The organism is Bacteroides mediterraneensis (assembly GCF_900128455.1).
In the GTDB taxonomy this organism is placed as follows: domain Bacteria; phylum Bacteroidota; class Bacteroidia; order Bacteroidales; family Bacteroidaceae; genus Phocaeicola; species Phocaeicola mediterraneensis.
The window spans coordinates 2246595-2263727 of record NZ_LT635783.1; the positions used below are offsets into that span (position 1 = coordinate 2246595).

Annotated in this window: 15 protein-coding genes and 4 tRNA genes; 7 read left to right on the plus strand and 12 right to left on the minus strand. The window is 48.9% G+C overall.

Going from position 1 to position 17133, the window contains the following annotated elements; genetic code table 11:
* Positions 1-51: 51 nt before the first annotated feature.
* The 3 genes from BQ7480_RS09345 to trmD all read right to left on the minus strand — a co-directional run bounded on the left by BQ7480_RS09345 (position 52) and on the right by trmD (position 2758).
* Complete coding sequence (locus BQ7480_RS09345; RefSeq protein WP_072542625.1) at positions 52-672, minus strand: hypothetical protein; 621 nt, start codon at positions 670-672, stop codon at positions 52-54.
* A complete protein-coding gene (locus BQ7480_RS09350; protein WP_072542626.1) occupies positions 669-1988 on the minus strand; it encodes an AAA family ATPase in 1320 nt (439 codons plus the stop codon). Before BQ7480_RS09350 ends, BQ7480_RS09345 begins: the two co-directional genes overlap by 4 nt.
* A gap of 89 nt (positions 1989-2077) precedes the next feature.
* Complete coding sequence (trmD, locus tag BQ7480_RS09355) at positions 2078-2758, minus strand: tRNA (guanosine(37)-N1)-methyltransferase TrmD (protein WP_072542627.1); 681 nt, start codon at positions 2756-2758, stop codon at positions 2078-2080.
* Between the two features lie 74 nt (positions 2759-2832).
* On the opposite strand from trmD, the gene ligA reads away from it, so the two are divergent.
* Both ligA and dapA read left to right on the plus strand, forming a co-directional pair.
* Positions 2833-4833, plus strand: coding sequence for an NAD-dependent DNA ligase LigA (ligA, locus tag BQ7480_RS09360; protein ID WP_072543970.1), 2001 nt, complete (start codon positions 2833-2835; stop codon positions 4831-4833).
* A 116-nt stretch (positions 4834-4949) separates the two neighbouring features.
* On the plus strand, positions 4950-5843 hold the full coding sequence (gene dapA, locus BQ7480_RS09365; RefSeq protein ID WP_072542628.1) for a 4-hydroxy-tetrahydrodipicolinate synthase: 894 nt from the start codon (positions 4950-4952) through the stop codon (positions 5841-5843).
* A 126-nt stretch (positions 5844-5969) separates the two neighbouring features.
* Here dapA and BQ7480_RS09370 read toward each other — a convergent pair whose 3' ends face one another.
* Positions 5970-6473 (minus strand): thioredoxin family protein, encoded by a 504-nt coding sequence (locus BQ7480_RS09370; protein ID WP_072542629.1) that lies wholly within the window; start codon positions 6471-6473, stop codon positions 5970-5972.
* Between the two features lie 176 nt (positions 6474-6649).
* Positions 6650-7519: a PepSY-like domain-containing protein gene (locus BQ7480_RS09375; RefSeq protein ID WP_072542630.1), complete on the minus strand. Its 870-nt coding sequence runs from the start codon at positions 7517-7519 to the stop codon at positions 6650-6652.
* 127 nt (positions 7520-7646) lie between these two features.
* Between BQ7480_RS09375 and BQ7480_RS09380 the strand changes: the two genes are divergently transcribed.
* The 5 genes from BQ7480_RS09380 to BQ7480_RS09400 all read left to right on the plus strand — a co-directional run bounded on the left by BQ7480_RS09380 (position 7647) and on the right by BQ7480_RS09400 (position 10416).
* Positions 7647-9953: a patatin-like phospholipase family protein gene (locus tag BQ7480_RS09380; RefSeq protein WP_072542631.1), complete on the plus strand. Its 2307-nt coding sequence runs from the start codon at positions 7647-7649 to the stop codon at positions 9951-9953.
* Positions 9954-10035: 82 nt separating this feature from the next.
* Positions 10036-10109 (plus strand) — tRNA-Arg (locus tag BQ7480_RS09385).
* 31 nt (positions 10110-10140) lie between these two features.
* A tRNA-Arg gene (locus BQ7480_RS09390) sits at positions 10141-10217 on the plus strand.
* A gap of 25 nt (positions 10218-10242) precedes the next feature.
* Positions 10243-10316: transfer RNA gene (locus BQ7480_RS09395), tRNA-Arg, on the plus strand.
* A gap of 26 nt (positions 10317-10342) precedes the next feature.
* Positions 10343-10416 (plus strand) — tRNA-Arg (locus tag BQ7480_RS09400).
* Between the two features lie 656 nt (positions 10417-11072).
* On the opposite strand, the gene tnpB is transcribed toward BQ7480_RS09400, so the two are convergent.
* From tnpB to BQ7480_RS09440, 7 genes are all read right to left on the minus strand, one after another.
* Positions 11073-11672, minus strand: coding sequence for an IS66 family insertion sequence element accessory protein TnpB (gene tnpB, locus BQ7480_RS18385; protein WP_083581792.1), 600 nt, complete (start codon positions 11670-11672; stop codon positions 11073-11075).
* Positions 11665-11988: an IS66 family insertion sequence element accessory protein TnpA gene (gene tnpA / locus BQ7480_RS09415; RefSeq protein ID WP_072542632.1), complete on the minus strand. Its 324-nt coding sequence runs from the start codon at positions 11986-11988 to the stop codon at positions 11665-11667. Before tnpA ends, tnpB begins: the two co-directional genes overlap by 8 nt.
* A gap of 202 nt (positions 11989-12190) precedes the next feature.
* The gene (locus BQ7480_RS09420; protein WP_072542633.1) at positions 12191-13315 is read right to left on the minus strand and encodes a universal stress protein; all 1125 of its coding nucleotides are present in this window, start codon (positions 13313-13315) and stop codon (positions 12191-12193) included.
* Positions 13316-13405: 90 nt separating this feature from the next.
* Positions 13406-13663: a DNA-binding protein gene (locus BQ7480_RS09425; RefSeq protein ID WP_072542634.1), complete on the minus strand. Its 258-nt coding sequence runs from the start codon at positions 13661-13663 to the stop codon at positions 13406-13408.
* A gap of 119 nt (positions 13664-13782) precedes the next feature.
* A complete protein-coding gene (locus BQ7480_RS09430; RefSeq protein ID WP_072542635.1) occupies positions 13783-14493 on the minus strand; it encodes a phosphatase PAP2 family protein in 711 nt (236 codons plus the stop codon).
* A gap of 16 nt (positions 14494-14509) precedes the next feature.
* Positions 14510-15208 carry a tetratricopeptide repeat protein gene (locus BQ7480_RS09435; RefSeq protein WP_374043617.1) on the minus strand — a complete coding sequence of 233 codons (699 nt, stop codon included), beginning with the start codon at positions 15206-15208 and terminating at the stop codon, positions 14510-14512.
* Positions 15209-15286: 78 nt separating this feature from the next.
* Positions 15287-17110, minus strand: a complete 1824-nt coding sequence (locus BQ7480_RS09440) for a BatD family protein (RefSeq protein WP_072542637.1) — start codon at positions 17108-17110, stop codon at positions 15287-15289.
* Between the last annotated feature and the right edge of the window lie 23 nt (positions 17111-17133).

Here is a 17133-nt window from a genome sequence, read left to right on the forward strand (position 1 = left end):
ATATTACCGATTTTATGACACTAAGTGAGAATTATTTTATCAGAACTATTTTCACAACCCCCTCAACTTCTCATCAAACTCCCTGCATTCCCAATAATAGGTTTCCACATCAGGAATACCATCCATAATATGAGCAGACAATTGATTGCAAAGCATTTTAAGATTGGAAGAAGAACCAGCTAAGGCTGTAAGATTAGAATGAATATCGGCCAAACCATCCTCTTCAATGGAAATATCCGACAGCAGGATAAAGACAATCCGGCAATCATCAAAAGCTGAATTATCCTTACAAACCTGTTTGCAAATTAAGATACTATCTGCCAGTTTTTGAGGTAAATCAGACTCATATTTCTGCGCCTGCTTACGAACAGATTTCTCTGTTCCTTTGTTTGAAAGGACTAAATCCCAACTCTTTAGTTCCACAAAACACAAGCAAGCACTGGAAGGAGAATCAGTCAATGCATCAACCGAATTTCTTGATTCTATCCCCATCGCTTTATCTGCCTCCTTTTTTACGGTATCAAAATCGAGGACATCGGTCTTTGAACCCGCCACCGAACACATATATACCTTCCCTTTAGAAGGTGCACATGCACTGTGAAGATTACAAATCACAGTATCGCAACCATCGAGGTATCCTTTTATTCTATTATATATTTCGGATGGAGTCATTTCAAACTGTTTCTTGCTGCATCTACATTCATTATTTCCCGTAATGGAGCAGCCAATAAGGTAAAAACCTGATTCAAATCATTGGTTACCTCCTTAAAACTGGAGAGCCTAGAATCCTGATTCTGTTCTGCCATATAATATACCACGTCTTTTTCTATTCCTTTGGCCGCAGCAAAATATCTCAGTCCCTGTATAAAATATGGACTGTGCGAACTGACAACAATAGGAATTCCTTTGGCTACCAGTTCAACAATAAACTGGCAAAAACTTATCTGCCACTCAGGATGTAGATGGATTTCCGGTTCATCCAAAACGAGCATTTTCGATGTGGAAATACTGTCCGTCTGTAACAGACGTAAAAGAACGCCAAAAGATTTGATGCCGGAAGCCACACTAACCGCTGGAATGGAAATGCCGTTTCTAAGAAAATATAATTGTTTTGTCTTCTCATCCACCGTAAAATTTCCTCCTATCAATCGTCTTATTTCATCCAATTGCGACTGATAGCTATTAGAACGGAATAATCCAGGCAAATCTTCAGCCGTATTGAGTATCTTTTCGGCCATATCGCCCAAATGATAGGGGATATTGCCTTTTTGCAAAGAATTAGACATTCCACGGAAAGATTTTGTGGGCACAGAACTTGACATGCGTAACGTATCGAGTATATGCAAATAAACTGGAGACTCTACATAGGTTATATCTTCAATGGAAGAATCTCCCCATAACTTAATATTTGATATTTTTCCATTCTCAAAAGTGAGGCTTATGTCACTGCCATCGGCATCCGTCGTATCATCATGAAAATAAATACTGGAATGTGTGGTACCGTATGAACTTAATGGCTCCATAAACTCACTTCTTGATATAATGTCAAATTCTCTCTTTACAGCCAAAACGGGATTCTCCAATTCTGAGAGATTTTGCTGGATTTGTGTGAATTTATCGTTTAATATAGCTGCCTGCCGATTCGTGAATCCACATTCAACCGCTTCCTTCTTAAGCGTTTCGGACAATTCTTCTACAGTAAGATTCTTCTCTACTAAATCGATACTTATTGATTGGATGTCCTGCAAAATTTTTGCATGATTATAGCGACTAAATAATCTCTTGATAGAAAGCAGATGAGAGTTTACAAACTGCAACGTCTTGAATTTATCTACTTGCTTTACATTATTGGTTGCCTTGAGAAGGGAAAACAAAACTTTACCGATTGAACTTTTACCTGAATCGTTTTCACCGGTTATCACAGTAAGTCCCCCAAGCTCAATATCTGCGCTTGCAACCTTTAAAATATTCTGTAACTGAAGTTTCATCTTTTATAAAATCAAGTCCATTGCAAATGTAAAAAAAATAGCTTACAAAACAAATTCAGCCGCTTGCTACTTATCCCTAATTAACCCTGCTATTTCTCTTCCAGCAAATCCGGACGCAAACGCTTCGTCCGTTCGAGCGACTGCTGGAACTCCCATTCACGAATCTTCGCTTCATGCCCCGACAGCAGGATATCGGGTACCTTCCAGCCCTTGTAGTCCGCCGGACGGGTGTACACCGGAGGAGCCAGCAGGTTGTCCTGGAACGAATCGGACAAGGCCGACTGCTCATCGGAAATCACTCCCGGGATGATGCGGACAATGGAGTCGGCAATCACCACCGCCGCCAGCTCACCGCCCGTCAGCACATAGTCGCCGATACTGATTTCCTTCGTGATGAAATGCTCGCGGATACGGTAGTCGATGCCCTTGAAATGCCCGCACAGGATAATCAGGTTCTGCGACAACGACAGCGTGTTCGCCATCTTCTGGTTGAACTGCTCCCCGTCGGGCGTCGTGAAAATCACCTCATCGTAGTCCCGTTCCGCCTTCAGCGCGGAGATGCAACGGTCAATCGGCTCAATCTTCATCACCATGCCCGCACATCCCCCGAACGGATAGTCGTCCACCTTGCGGTAACGGTCGTACGCGTAGTCGCGCAAATTGTGGATGTGAATCTCGGCAATTCCTTTCTTCTGTGCCCGGCTCATGATGGAGTAATTGAAGAACCCTTCAATCATTTCAGGCAATACGGTTATAATGTCTATTCTCATTTGTCTGCGATTGTTTTTTGCAAAAGTACGAATATTTTTGCTACTTTTGCATGAAAACATTCCTCTTTAATGTCATGACAGAAATAGAAAGAATCGACCAACTGCGTGAAGAATTGCACACGCACAACCATAACTACTACATTCTCAATGCCCCCACCATCAGCGACCAGGAGTTCGACCGCCTGATGCGCGAACTGCAGGATTTGGAGGCGAAACATCCCGAACACTACGACCCGAACTCGCCGAGCGTGCGCGTGGGCAGCGACCTGAACAAGGAGTTCCGCCAGGTGGAACACAAGTATCCCATGCTTTCGCTGGGCAACACGTATTCCGAGGCGGAAGTCCGGGAGTTCTACGAACGGGTGCGGAAGGCACTGAACGAGGATTTCGAAATCTGCTGTGAACTGAAGTTCGACGGGACGTCCATCTCGCTGACCTACGAAGACGGGCAGCTGGTGCAGGCGGTGACCCGCGGCGACGGCGTGCGGGGCGACGACGTGACGGACAACGTGAAGACCATCCGTTCCATCCCGTTGCGCCTGTCGGGCGAAGGCTATCCCCGCCAGTTTGAAATCCGTGGCGAGATTCTGATGCCGTGGACGGTGTTCGAGGAACTGAACCGCGAACGGGAGGAACGCGAGGAACCGCTGTTTGCCAACCCGCGCAATGCGGCATCGGGTACACTCAAGTCGCAGAACTCGGCGGTGGTGGCTTCGCGCAAGCTCGACGCGTACCTATATTATTTATTAGGGGAAGAGCTGCCGCACGACGGGCACTATGAGAACTTGCAGGAGGCCGCACGCTGGGGTTTCAAGATTTCCTCGCACATGCGCAAGGTGCGCACGCTGCAGGAGGTATTCGACTTCATCAACTACTGGGACCTGGAGCGCAAGAACCTGCCGGTGGCTACCGACGGCATCGTGCTGAAGGTAAACTCCCTGCGCCAGCAGCGCAACCTGGGCTATACAGCCAAGTCGCCGCGCTGGGCCATCGCCTACAAGTTCCAGGCGGAGCAGGCATGCACCAAGCTGCTGAAGGTGACGTATCAGGTGGGACGTACGGGGGCCGTCACTCCCGTGGCCAACCTGGAGCCGGTGCAGCTTTCAGGAACGGTGGTGAAGCGGGCCTCGCTCCACAATGCCGACATCATCGAGGCGCTCGACCTGCACCTGGGCGACATGGTGTACGTGGAAAAGGGAGGCGAAATCATCCCGAAGATTACGGGGGTGGACAAGGACGCGCGTCCGGCAGGCAGCGAGAAGGTGACTTTCATCACGCACTGTCCGGAGTGCGGCAGCAAGCTGGTGCGCTACGAAGACGAGGCGGCCCATTACTGCACGAACGAGGACGGTTGTCCCACGCAAATCAAGGGACGCATCGAGCATTTCATCAGCCGCCGCGCGATGAACATCGAGGGACTGGGTCCGGAGACGGTCGACCAGTTCTATCAGGAGGGACTGATTCACGACGTGGCCGACCTCTATACGTTGCAGGCAGCCGACATCTGCCGTCTGAACCGTATGGGCGAGAAATCGGCCGAGAACATCATCCAGGGAGTGGAGAAGTCGAAGACCGTGCCCTACGAACGGGTACTCTTTGCCTTGGGCATCCGCTTTGTGGGCGAGACCGTGGCCAAGAAGGTGGCGCGGGCGTTCCCATCCATCGACCTGCTGAAGGCGGCCACACTGGACGACCTGATTCACGTGGACGAAATCGGCGAGAAGATTGCGCAGAGCATCCTGCGTTATTTCCATAGCGAGAAGAACCTACAGCTCATCGAACGCCTGCGCGAAGCCGGACTGCAGATGGCGGTGAGCGAAGAAGAAACAGCCGGACAGACCGACAGGCTGCAAGGCCAGTCCATCGTCATCAGCGGGGTGTTTGCCCGTCATTCGCGCGACGAGTACAAGGCGCTCATCGAAAAGCACGGTGGAAAGAACGTGGGCAGCATCTCCAAGAAGACGAGCTTCATTCTGGCCGGGGAAAACATGGGTCCCAGTAAGCTGGAAAAGGCCCAGAAACTTGGCATCCGCATCGTCAACGAGGACGAGTTTCTCGGGATGATTGGCGAGTGAGGGACTTCCATTCCTTTACAATTTATTTATAAAAGGCAAAAAAACGATTAAATATATAGGTTAAGTTGAAAATATTCGTACTTTTGTACACTCGTTAAAGCGTTTATATTTCATTTATGATAGCAAGAAGACTGAAAGGAATGGGGGTGGCTCTGATTACTCCCTTCAAGAACGACGGCAGCGTGGACTATGAAGCGTTGTTGAGACTCGTTGAATATCAGGTACAAAACGGGGTGGATTTCCTTTGTGTACTGGGAACCACCGCAGAGACACCGACACTGACAGAAGAAGAGAAAAGACAAATCAAGAAGGTGGTGATAGAACGCGTCAACGGCCGTGTGCCCATTCTGCTGGGTATCAGCAGCAACTGTACGCAGACCGTACTCAACACCCTGAAAAACGAAGACTTCACGGGAGTGGACGCCGTACTGGTGGCCGTTCCTTATTACAATAAACCTTCGCAGGAAGGTATTTACCAGCATTACAAGGCCATCGCCGAGGCAACCAACCTTCCGGTGGTGCTCTACAATGTACCGGGACGTACGGGCGTGAACATGACGGCCGAAACGACTCTGCGGCTGGCACGCGACTTCAAGAACATCGTGGCCATCAAGGAGGCTTCGGGCAACATCTCGCAGATGGACGACATCATCAAGAACAAGCCGGAGAACTTCGACGTGATTTCGGGCGATGACGGTATCACTTTCCCGCTGATTACACTGGGTGCCGTAGGAGTCATCTCGGTCATCGGAAACGCTTTCCCGCGGGAATTCAGCCGCATGACCCGTCTGGCACTGGCAGGCGACTACAACAATGCGCTGACTATCCACCACAAGTTTACGGAGCTGTTCAAGCTGCTCTTTGTCGACGGTAACCCGGCCGGTGTGAAGGCCATGCTCAGTATGATGGGCATGATTGAAAACCGCCTGCGTCTGCCGCTGGTGCCCACGCGCATCACCACCTACGAACAGATGCGCCGCATTCTGGACGAACTGAAGGTAAGATGCTAAGGAGAATTCTCCTTGCATCTTCTCATGCCTACAGGCAATAAAAAAAGAGATTTCAAAAACCGAGGAGGGATTTGAAATCTCTTTGCTTTTTGTTGTATCCATGTCATCTTCTGTAAGGGGCGGGCATCAGCCTTTGGCTGTGTGCAGCAGTGATGCCAGTTCAGAGGGGCTCACGTTCTTTGCGACAATCACCCCGCGGTCATCTACAAGGCAGTTGATGAAACCGTGCTTCAGGTCGTACGACTTGAAAATCTCTGAATTCTCACCCTCCATTTCCTGATAGACGTTATCGCCGATACCGTCTTGTCTGACTGCCGTCCGGAAAACCGACGGATAGCGGTCGAACGAAATGGAAATCATCTCAACACGGGCATCGTCCGAAACCACATGGTGCAATCTGGCATTGCGGGTACGCGAAGTGGCATCGTAACTGGCCCAGAAACTCAGCAGAATGTAATTGCCTTTGGGGGCTTGCAGGCTGAGCGGCTGCTTTTCGTTTCCGAGCACTAACTCCGGAGCCTGCGCCCCGACGGGAAGTTTCTCGGTGGGAGTATTTCTCTTGTCGAATGACAGAGAAATCAAGGAACTGAATACTAATACAACAAAAAACCACTTTACATTTTTGAGCATGTAATTTGATTTTAGTTAATACTATCCGGTACTGTGTCCTTACAGTGATTTCCTGCCCGGAACATTACTTCTGCGGCGGAACGGAGGTCCATTCCGCCACGTGAATCTGGGAAATCCGGTGCAAATATACGGTTTATTTCCCGAAAAGATTCAAAGAAGTCTGTTATTTTATGTTTTTAAGCATAATTTTTAAGTTTCATCTGTAGCATTTCTCCGTTTTCGGCCACATATACATATTTGTCTACATCCCTGTCTTCCACTTCTATACGGTAATAATTGCCGTCGGCAGTCTCAAAATAGTCCACGTCGTCCACCCGCATGCCACTACCGGTGAGCTCGGCCAGTGCCTGACGCACTTCCTCGGGAAGGGTATCCATTTCGTAGCGGCCGATTTCATAGGTGGTGTGTACCCAAGAGAGAACTCCGCTGGCATCCTGCTGATAGAATACCTCTTTCTGCCGGCCTCCGTCACGGATTTCCACTTCAATGCCTCTCCGGTCTTCCTCGATATCCAGAATCACAGCCTGCGGATATCGCTCCATCACCAAATCTTTCACTTCTGCTGTCTGTCCGGGAGCCACGGGCAGGCGGTCGCCCCATTCCGTATTCTCACGGAGCAGCGTACCGTCTTCCAGATAAGTAAGCTCATACTCCCGTTCGCCCGATTCCACTTCAATCACGTAAATCATGTCCATACCGTTCTTTTCAATCATGTCCACATCGTCCACCCGCCAGGAGGCGTATGCACTGGCCGCAAAAGCCTCCAATACGGCTTGCGGAAGCTGCCTGAACGGCAGGTCGTATTCCGTCATCACCCATACGCCGTCGGGAGTGAACCAGGCCTTGTTCTCATATCCGTTGCCCACAAACTCGGCCTCATAGAATTCGCCGTTCCGCTCCCAGTCCACACGGGAGGCATTGGGGTATCTGCTGTCGAATGCCGCCTGCAAATCGGCTGATACTTGTACATGATCATCGTCTTTATCACAGCTTGTCAGGCCGACCACACCCAGTGTCATCATGGCCCAGAATACAAATTTCTTCATAACCTATGTCCTTTTTTCATTTATCTGTGGCAAAGATTGCACCTGATTCTGAAAAGAATTTGAAATTTTCCCCGCAGATGAAAAAATATGCCTATATTTGAGGTACACAACTTGGAACATTCACTGCATGAAAAAAATATACAGCATCCTGACCTTTCTTTTCTGTCTGTTATGCGCTGCGGCATCCGCCCAAAAGGTGGGACTGGTGCTCAGCGGGGGTGGGGCGAAAGGACTGACCCATATCGGAATTATCCGCGCACTGGAAGAAAACCACATACCTATTGATTATATCACAGGCACATCCATGGGGGCCATCGTCGGCTCGCTCTATGCCATGGGCTACTCGCCGGACGACATGGAAAAGCTCATCAAGTCGGACGACTTCAAGCGGTGGTATTCGGGAGGCATTCAGGAAAAATACATCTATTATTTCAAGCGGAACCCGCCCACGCCGGAATTCATCAACATCCGTGTGTCACTGAAAAATCCACTGCACAAGGTGAAGACGCAGTTCCTGCCATCGAGCGTGGTCGACCCGCTACAGATGAACCTGGCTTTCGTGGAACTGTTCGGGCAGGCCACCGCGCTCTGCCGGGGAAACTTCGACAAGCTGTTCGTGCCGTTCCGCTGCGTGGCCTCCGATGTGTACAACAAGCGTCCCATCATCTTCAAAGACGGTGACCTGGGCGATGCGGTGCGAGCTTCCATGAGCTTTCCGGGCATGTTCAAGCCCATTGAAATCGACTCCGTACTGGCCTACGACGGGGGTATCTACAACAATTTTCCGGTGAACATCATGATGGAGGACTTCCATCCCGACATCATCATCGGCAGTGTGGTCAGCTCCAACCCCGGAAAACCGCAGGAGGGCGACATCATCGGACAGCTGGAGAGCATGATTATGCAGAAAACAGACTATTCTGTGCCCGATTCCATGGGCATCCTCATGACCTTCAAGTACGACGACGTGAGCCTGATGGATTTCGACCGCTTTGACGAGCTGCACGACATCGGCTACAACCGTACCATCCAGCTGATGGATTCCATCAAGAACCGCATTTCCCGGCGTATGGACTATCGTCTGCTGGAAAAAGAACGTATCGCTTTCAAGAAGAAAATGCCGGAACTACGCTTCCGCAACATCGTCATCCACGGGGCCAACGACCAGCAGAAGAAGTACATCCGTAAGGAGTTTCATTCCGACAACGACGGCACGTTCTCGCTGGAGGAGCTCCGTAAAGGATATTTCCGACTGATGTCGTCGGACAACATGATTTCGGAAATCCTGCCACATGCGGTGTACAATCCCTACGAAAATGATTTTACCCTCGACCTGCAGGTCAAGATGAAGGACGATCTTTCTATTCGGGTAGGTGGCAACGTGGGTTCGAACGGGGCCAATCAGGTGTACGTGGGGGCTACTTACCACAACCTGAACAACTATTCGAAAGAATTCTCGCTGGACGGACAACTGGGACAAATCTACAATAACCTGCAAATCTCCGGACGTATCGACCTGCCGACGCGGCTGCCGACTTCCTACCGTTTGGTGGCTTCCCTGTCAACATTCGACTATCTGAAACAGGAAAAGCTGCTGAGCAAGGGCAATACGCCCATATTCAACAAACAGAAGGAGGAATATGTCAAGCTGTTCGTATCCATGCCTTTTCTGAGCCGCCAGAAGGCGGAATTCGGTATCGGACTCGGGCATCTGGAAGACCAGTATTTCCAGACCAACGTTATCGACTTCACGTCGGACGTGCGGGATGCCAGCAAATACACCATTTTCGGAGGTTCCGTGGCACTGGACGGGAATACCTTAAACAGTAAACAGTTTGCTACAGCCGGACGCAGGGAAAGACTCGCAGCCCATATCTACACGGGCGTGGAGCGCTATTATCCCGGCATGGAAGATCCGGCCTATACGGAAGACTACAAATACATCCAGTCGTGGCTGCAAATTGCCTATGAACTGGAAAAGTATCATACTCTGAACACCCATTTCTCGCTGGGTACGTACCTGAAAGCGTATTACTCCTCACGCAACTTCAGCCACAATTACCGGGCCACCATGATGCAGGCGGGCGAATTTGCACCGACAGCTCACAGCCGAATCACCTATAACGAGGCTTTCCGAGCCAATCAGTTTGTCGGGATAGGGGTAAGTCCGATTTACCAGTTTGCCAACATCTTTCAGATTCGCCTGAGCATGTACGGATTCGCGCCGATTTTTCCCATTCGCCAGGACGGCAACAAGGCATACTACGGAAAAGTCTTCTCTCAGTTCGAATATCTAGGTGAATTGGAAGTCGTAGCCCGTCTTCCATTCGGCTCCATCTGTGCCTACCTAAACCATTACAGTTCACCGAGTAACAACTGGAATCTGGGCATCACACTGGGCTGGCAGATATTTGGAAGCCGGTTTATGGAATAAATTTATTGAAAAAAAGTAGGTGAAAGATTTGGATATTTCACACAAACTCCATACCTTTGCACCCGTCAAACAAAAAGGACATGGCCGCGTAGCTCAACTGAATAGAGTAGCTGACTACGGATCAGCCGGTTACAGGTTTGAATCCTGTCGCGGTCACTTGTCTGTTAGGTTTGAATTGAAAATGATTGGCCGCGTAGCTCAACTGAATAGAGTAGCTGACTACGGATCAGCCGGTTACAGGTTTGAATCCTGTCGCGGTCACCATTTCACCACAGAGACATAGATATTTGGCCACGTAGCTCAACTGAATAGAGTAGCTGACTACGGATCAGCCGGTTACAGGTTTGAATCCTGTCGTGGTCACTTTTCTAGTCCGGTTTTCAATGATTGGCCGCGTAGCTCAACTGAATAGAGTAGCTGACTACGGATCAGCCGGTTACAGGTTTGAATCCTGTCGCGGTCACGAAAAAGCATCTTCCAATAAGGAAGGTGCTTTTTTTATATTCACACACTTTCTCTGTTTTATTTTAGATAAGTAAAAGCGGCTCAACGTTAAAAGCCTGAGGGATTCGTTGATTGGGCATAAATTTTAGCCAGTCCGAACAAGGAGAACGCCTCTAAATCTGATTCTATCAAAAATTGGGCGACACTTATACTTACAACTTTTCAATACACTGCATGGGAAGCAAACATCATTTATAAGAGTGAGTATCCAAATAAAGAAAGTCAAACTCTCTCAAACAACAATCAATTCTTTTTCCAACCAAACTTCACAATGGGAGATCGAGTTATTTTTATAATTAAACATAATACTGATTATATCCACTTTGCGTTTATACGAAAACGTAACTACGTTTTGTCCAAAACGCACTTATGTTTAGATAAAAACGCACTTGCGTTTTACTTAAAATGTACTTACGTTTTACGTTAAACGTAAGTGCGTTTTGACTGAAGCTCCAGTGCGTTTTACGCAGCCTTCATAAAAATCCCAAGAAGGCCTTTTTTAAGGTAAGCATTTGTTAAACTACAGGTATTGAACTTTATATACAACAATAGCGACTGTCACTATAAACCTAATAGTTGCAGTCGCTATTATTTTATTGAACCTATATGTTGCAGTCAGCACCGGTTGCCGGCTTCCTCCTCTTGTTTTGTCAATGCACTTTCCGGATGTTGCAGCTTCCATTTATGTGGAAGCAGTTCCAGCAGTTCCTCATGAGTAGCCTTTTTGTGATAGGGCATTCGGGCGATGACATCATTCAGATAATCCCTTGGGGTTACATCATGTGCCTTACAGGTGGCCAGCAGGGAACAGATGACCGACATATTAGCCGCTGCCTCATGGTTGCCGCAGAAGAGGTAATTTTTCCGTCCCAGAGTAATCGANCGGAGCCTCTGCTGCGGATTTTCCTGAATGCCCTCGACCATCATCACCAGGTCGCGCCATTCCATGGGATAGCTGTTTGATTGGGGATCGTACTCCGGCAGTTTGAAGCGGCCCGCCTCCAGGCGTTTTACATACATCACCATACCTCCGTCTTCTGCATGAAGCAGTTTCATGAGCCTGCGGCTGGAACCGATGAAGATGAAGACATCCCCGTTCTTCACTTCGCTGTTCATCTTCTCATGTACCACTCCGCACAGCGAACTGATACCCTTGCGCATATCTGTCCTGCCAGGACACAGGAAGTAGCGCATCGTGTCGTTCAGGTTAAACATGGCCGCCTCGAAGACTTTGGGTGAACAGCTCCATCAGTATCTCTTCTGACCCGTTCCCGAAGTGGGCACGAAGACCGTTGGGAAACAGAACGGACACACCATGCGGCACTTGTCCTTCAGGGGACGATTCCATGACTGACTGTTTAAGACTGATGGGAACCAGCTCCTGTTTAACACTGTTCCTGTCAACCGAACATTTTCTACGCCAGTAATGATAGGTTGAATAACTTATACCTATCTGTTGTAGGTACGACTTCAACGGCAGGCCGCTTTGTTGTACCTGTAATTCCAATTCTTCAAATTCCAGTCTATTCATAATAATTGAGGTTTGATTGTATTCGCTGCCGCAAAGCTACAATCAAACCTCAAGGTGTAAAAGGTGCATTTGTCCGAATGCTTACGTTTTAAGCCCAAATTACGCTACATATAGACGACCTACACAATATACCAATAAAAACGAAACAGGGCCGGATTTTGAAAGAAGAATCCGGCCCTGCAAATAAAAAACATTTAGAGAATTACTTTATCACCAAGATGGGTGTGTTGGAATGGAAAATCATCCGGCGGGCAATGCTCGGATTAAACAGCCGAGCAAAGATATTCCGCTTATAATTGGACAGGCACAACACATCGATGCCTTTTTCCTTCACGTAGTCATCAAGGTTATTAAGCAGGCTCTCTCCACCCAGCATATCGTAGTCGATTGTCAGTTGCGGATACTGCTTCTTGAAATATTCCTGGATACCCACCAGCTTGATCTCGTTCCACGTACGTTTCTGGGCATTGTCGCTAAGATGGATGAACGATACCTCAAAATGATAATCCTTGAAAGTGGTTACCAAGGAATCAAAGGCAATCAGGTCGCGCTGGTCAAAGCTCGTAAAGAACGCAATCTTATGAATGTCGTCGAAATTCTTCTTTGTGGCATTTTTCGGGATGGCATACACAAACACCGGACTGCGGTCAATAATCTCGGCTGTCACGCTGCCTATCAAATCCATTTCCTTTTCTCCCTTACCACGGGTTCCCATGATGATAAGGAGCGGCTGTTCCTCGCGCGCATAATGCAGGATTTCCTCCTCGGGCACCCCTTCCTTCAGCACGCAGGTGTATTTCACGTCGGGCAGCTCACCTTTCGCAATACGCTCCTTGATGTCGCCGGTGAGCTTGTTCAACTGTTCATGGATGTTGTCGAGCATGCTCTTGATACCCAGTTCATGCTCCATAGGCAGTCCGTAGCTTTCTGTGGCATACTGCAGGCTCGGCATATACACCGGACTGAAATACACATGCATCAGTACCACCTCGGCCTGGATTTTGGCCGCGAAGTTGAATCCGAACTCACAGGCAGCTATTGAATAATCGGAGAAATCCACCGGTACCAGTATCTGCTTGCTGTGTTTCTTTTCCGTCTTTTCCTCGTTGACCACATCATCGGCCAGCCATGCAGAACTTTCAATGATTTTCAATGCCCTTGGCAAGTCGCTTTCGCGGATACGGATTCTCACCCCCGAAGAAATGACGGGCTGAATCAGGTTGACATTGTGGATGCATGCCTCAATTCCTTCATTTTCAAGCACATTCTTAAGAATCTGGGCTTTAGAGTAAGTAAGAATGGCCAGTGTTACAAGTTTTTCTTCCATGGCTTCTGCATTTTAGGGTTAATATCTGAACAACAAGGGCTGCAACCGGAACGGACACTCTCCCACTCCCTGTTACAGCCCTTTTCTTATTTAAGCGCGTTGCTCTTCTTTCAGAATGGCTATCGCCTTATCGAGCACCGTGGTATCGTCCAGCATCACCAGTCCGCCGTCGGGGCCCGGCTCCAAGTGGATACCCACGCTTTTTCCGTCCTTGAAATTATGTCCGCCAAAAAAATTACGCACCGTTTCCACACTGAGGTTCAGCTCGTCGGCTATACGATGCATGCTGCCCGAGGGCAATGAATCTTTGATTTTACGGAGTTCGTTAAAAGTTATTGTTCTGTTCATAGTAGTCAAAATTAAGTGTTAGACAAACTGTTGTTTTTAAATACCGAGTTAAATATAGCAAAAGATTACGACAGCACAAATTTTCTGCCCCACTTTTTTGAGAATATCTCCCTTTTATATCAGAAATGCAGACTTTTTGCGACCAGCATCCCCTTGATAATCGCATAAAGATAGGTCAGAATCAGCGTGGCATGCAAGATGGATATGTCTTCACGGGTATATCCGCTGCAGGTGTATTGGGTGGAGATGTATTGCGGACTGTCGAAAAAGCGTCGGCAGAGGTACGTATAGAGCCAATATACCAGTCCTCCCACGGCCAGCCCGACTATGGCCCCGCACAGGATGTCGCCGGGATAATGCACTCCCAGATAGATACGCGAATAAGACGGAATCAAGGCCCAAAGGAACATCATGCACGTGAAAGGCAGGTAACGTACCAGCAGCGACACGAACATGGCTACAGCAAAGGTATTGGCCGCATGGCTGGAGATAAAGCCATACAAGCCACCCCGGTAACCGTTGACCGTCTGCACCATGTACATCAGTTCCGGGTCTTGCGTAGGGCGGAAACGTGCGAAATACGGCTTACAGAGTCCGGAGGCCAGCTGATCGGCCAGCAGCACGCAGAGTCCCACCATCAGCGTGATGACAATACCCTGCGAAATGCGGTTGTTCTTGAAAATGACATACAGCAACACCACCATGGCCGCAATCCATGTACGGGTGTCAGTCACCGTCCACATGAATCCGTCCCAAAACAAGGAATCACTTCCGTTCAACGAAAGCAGCAATGCCTTGTCGGCCTCGATGAGTTGCTGTATGTCTGCCATTTTTTAATGCTTGAATTTAAATGAGTTCTATTGCTTCTGTCTTCACCCAACCTTTGTTGCCGTCTTCCAGGCGGATTTCTTTCCAGCCCTTCATGGAATTGTCTTCAATGAAGACTTTCGTTCCTTCGTGAAGCACGAACAGGTCGGTACCGCTTTCGTTCGGCGTACTCTTGACATTAATGGTCGGTTCCATCACGATGGCACCCGTACGGTCTACAAGTTCTGACTTCTGTTCGCTGGCAAAAAGATTGGCACATACTGTCACCACCAGAAATACTACGGCTCCGATGAATCCCGTCTTCTTAATCCAAAGGCGATTGCCGAAGATATAGAAAGAAACCCCAATCAGCAAAAGAATGAAGGAGAAAATTCCTACATATCCCCAGCTTTTCTCGCTCATCAGGTTGACCAGCGACTTATACCAGGTGACGATAAACACCTCGGCTGTCGGCGTGATGTTGTCCACCGTCTTGCTCCGGGCCATATCCAGGTTGAAGCGGATATCGGCATCTCCCGGGCTCAGCAAAAGTGCCCGTTCATAGTTGAGCACTGCCTTAGGCGTGTTCTTCATCTTGAAGTAGGCATTACCCAGATTATAATAGATATCGGCCGACTCGCCCTGCGTTTGCAAGATTTGCTCGTACATGGCAGCCGCCTCACTGAACTGGTTCTTCTGGTATGCTTCGTCAGCCTCCGCCTTGGTGGGGGCCGCCATCGCAAACTGGATGCACCCAATCAGCCCAATCAATAGTAAAGACAATTTCTTCATATCTAGTTGCTCTCCTATCCGTTTTTAATGTTTGATACTGTTTTCCATTTTACTGATCACTTCCACGGAAGCGGAATAAACCTTGTCCATGGCCTCGTTCTCATCGCCCGGCGCATAACGTGCGTATTCACATTCGTTGAGCACCCCAATGAACTCGGCAATCAGGGCCTCCTCTACGCCGTAGTTGGTCAGTTCGGCTTCGATGTTGTCCTTTGAAAGCTGTGACACCGGAATACTGAGCTTGTCGCTGATGTATCCCCACAAGGCCTTCAGCACTTCATCGTAGAACTCGTTCTTCTTGTTTTCGGCCAACAGCTTGCCAGCCAGTTTCATACGGCGGGTAGCCACCTTGTTGGCCTTCTTGGTCTTCATCTTGGCCACGTTGGCATTATCAAGAGCCTTCTGCCGATAAATCACCGCAAAGACGATGAACAGCAGCAATGGAATCAGATAGCACAAGTAATAGCCTACGCTGCCGAAGAAGAATTCACCTTTCGGACGGAGGGTCGTATTGCCCAGCTTGATGAAGCGGACATCCTTGCCCAGCATCTTCACGTTCTCCTTGTTGGTGAAATCCGCAATCACCTGATCGGCATTGCCCTGTCCCTTTGCCACTTTCAAGTTATAAGCCTCTGTCTTGAGCGTCTTGTAACTGTTGCTCTTCAGGTCGAAATACGTGAATTCCACTGCCGGAACGGTAAAGTTACCGGCATGGCGCGGAATAGCCAGATATTCGAAGGTCTTTGTACCCGTCAGTCCGCTGCTGGTCAGCTTGTAGTTGTCGGTCACTTTCGGATCATACACCTCAAAATCCTGCGGGAACTTGATGTCGGGCGTACTGATCAGTTTCATGTTACCCGTACCCGTCAGGGTCAGCTTGATGGTTACGGCATCGTTGGTCTTCACGTCGGTAGCGTTGATAGACGAAGCCAGCTTGAAGTCACCCACCGCGCCCGAGAATCCGGCAGGTTTAGCCGGAAGCGGCTGTACGTTGATGACCAGCTTGGGAGTAGTGATTTTCTTTTTCACCTCCACGTATCCCCCGCCATTGAAGAACGCGTCAAACGGGTCTTCGGAAGCTGTCTGCTGGGCAATCACCCCATCGAACGTGATGGAAGGAATCTCCAGTTTGCCGGTCTGCTGCGGGAACAGTACATACTGGCTCCACACCGTCGTATTGTAATTCCGTCCCTTATAATGCTCCAGCGTGAAAGTCTTCTGCTGCGGCAATTCCACTTCCTGCGTATGGAAGCCTTTCAAGTCGGGCATATCCCCACGAAGTTGGCGCAGATTCACCACGGTATACACCTTGTAAGTCAACAGAATGGCTTCCTGTTCGTGTACAGTCGTCTTGCTGGCCGTAGCCGTGATAAACAAATCATTAGACGTAATCCGGCTGCCTGCCACCTGACTCCGGGAGGAAGAACCGCTTCCCCCACCGTTTCCTCCGCTCTTCGATGCCTGATCCTGCGGAAGCACCTTGATGGAAATGGCATTCGAAAACACTTTCTTTCCATCCACTTCCACACTGGCTGCGGGAATGGTGTAAGTACCCGGATTACCCGCCAACAGAATATACGTAAAAGCCGTCGAGCTGCTCGACGTACGCTTTCCGTTGATAATCTGGATGCTGCTCTGCTGAGAACGGCTCGGTCCCATCAGCACATCGAAGCCCTTGATGGAAGGTGCCCGGAAGTCCTTGATATCTTGCGAATTGACCGTGAAGACGAGACGCACCTGGTCACCACTGACCACCACGTCGGCAGCTTCCGCCACAAACCGTACATTGTCGGCCTTCACCTGTCCTACGGCAAGTATCATAAAAAGTAAGAATATTATCTTTCGCATTATTCTTTGATTTATAATTATTC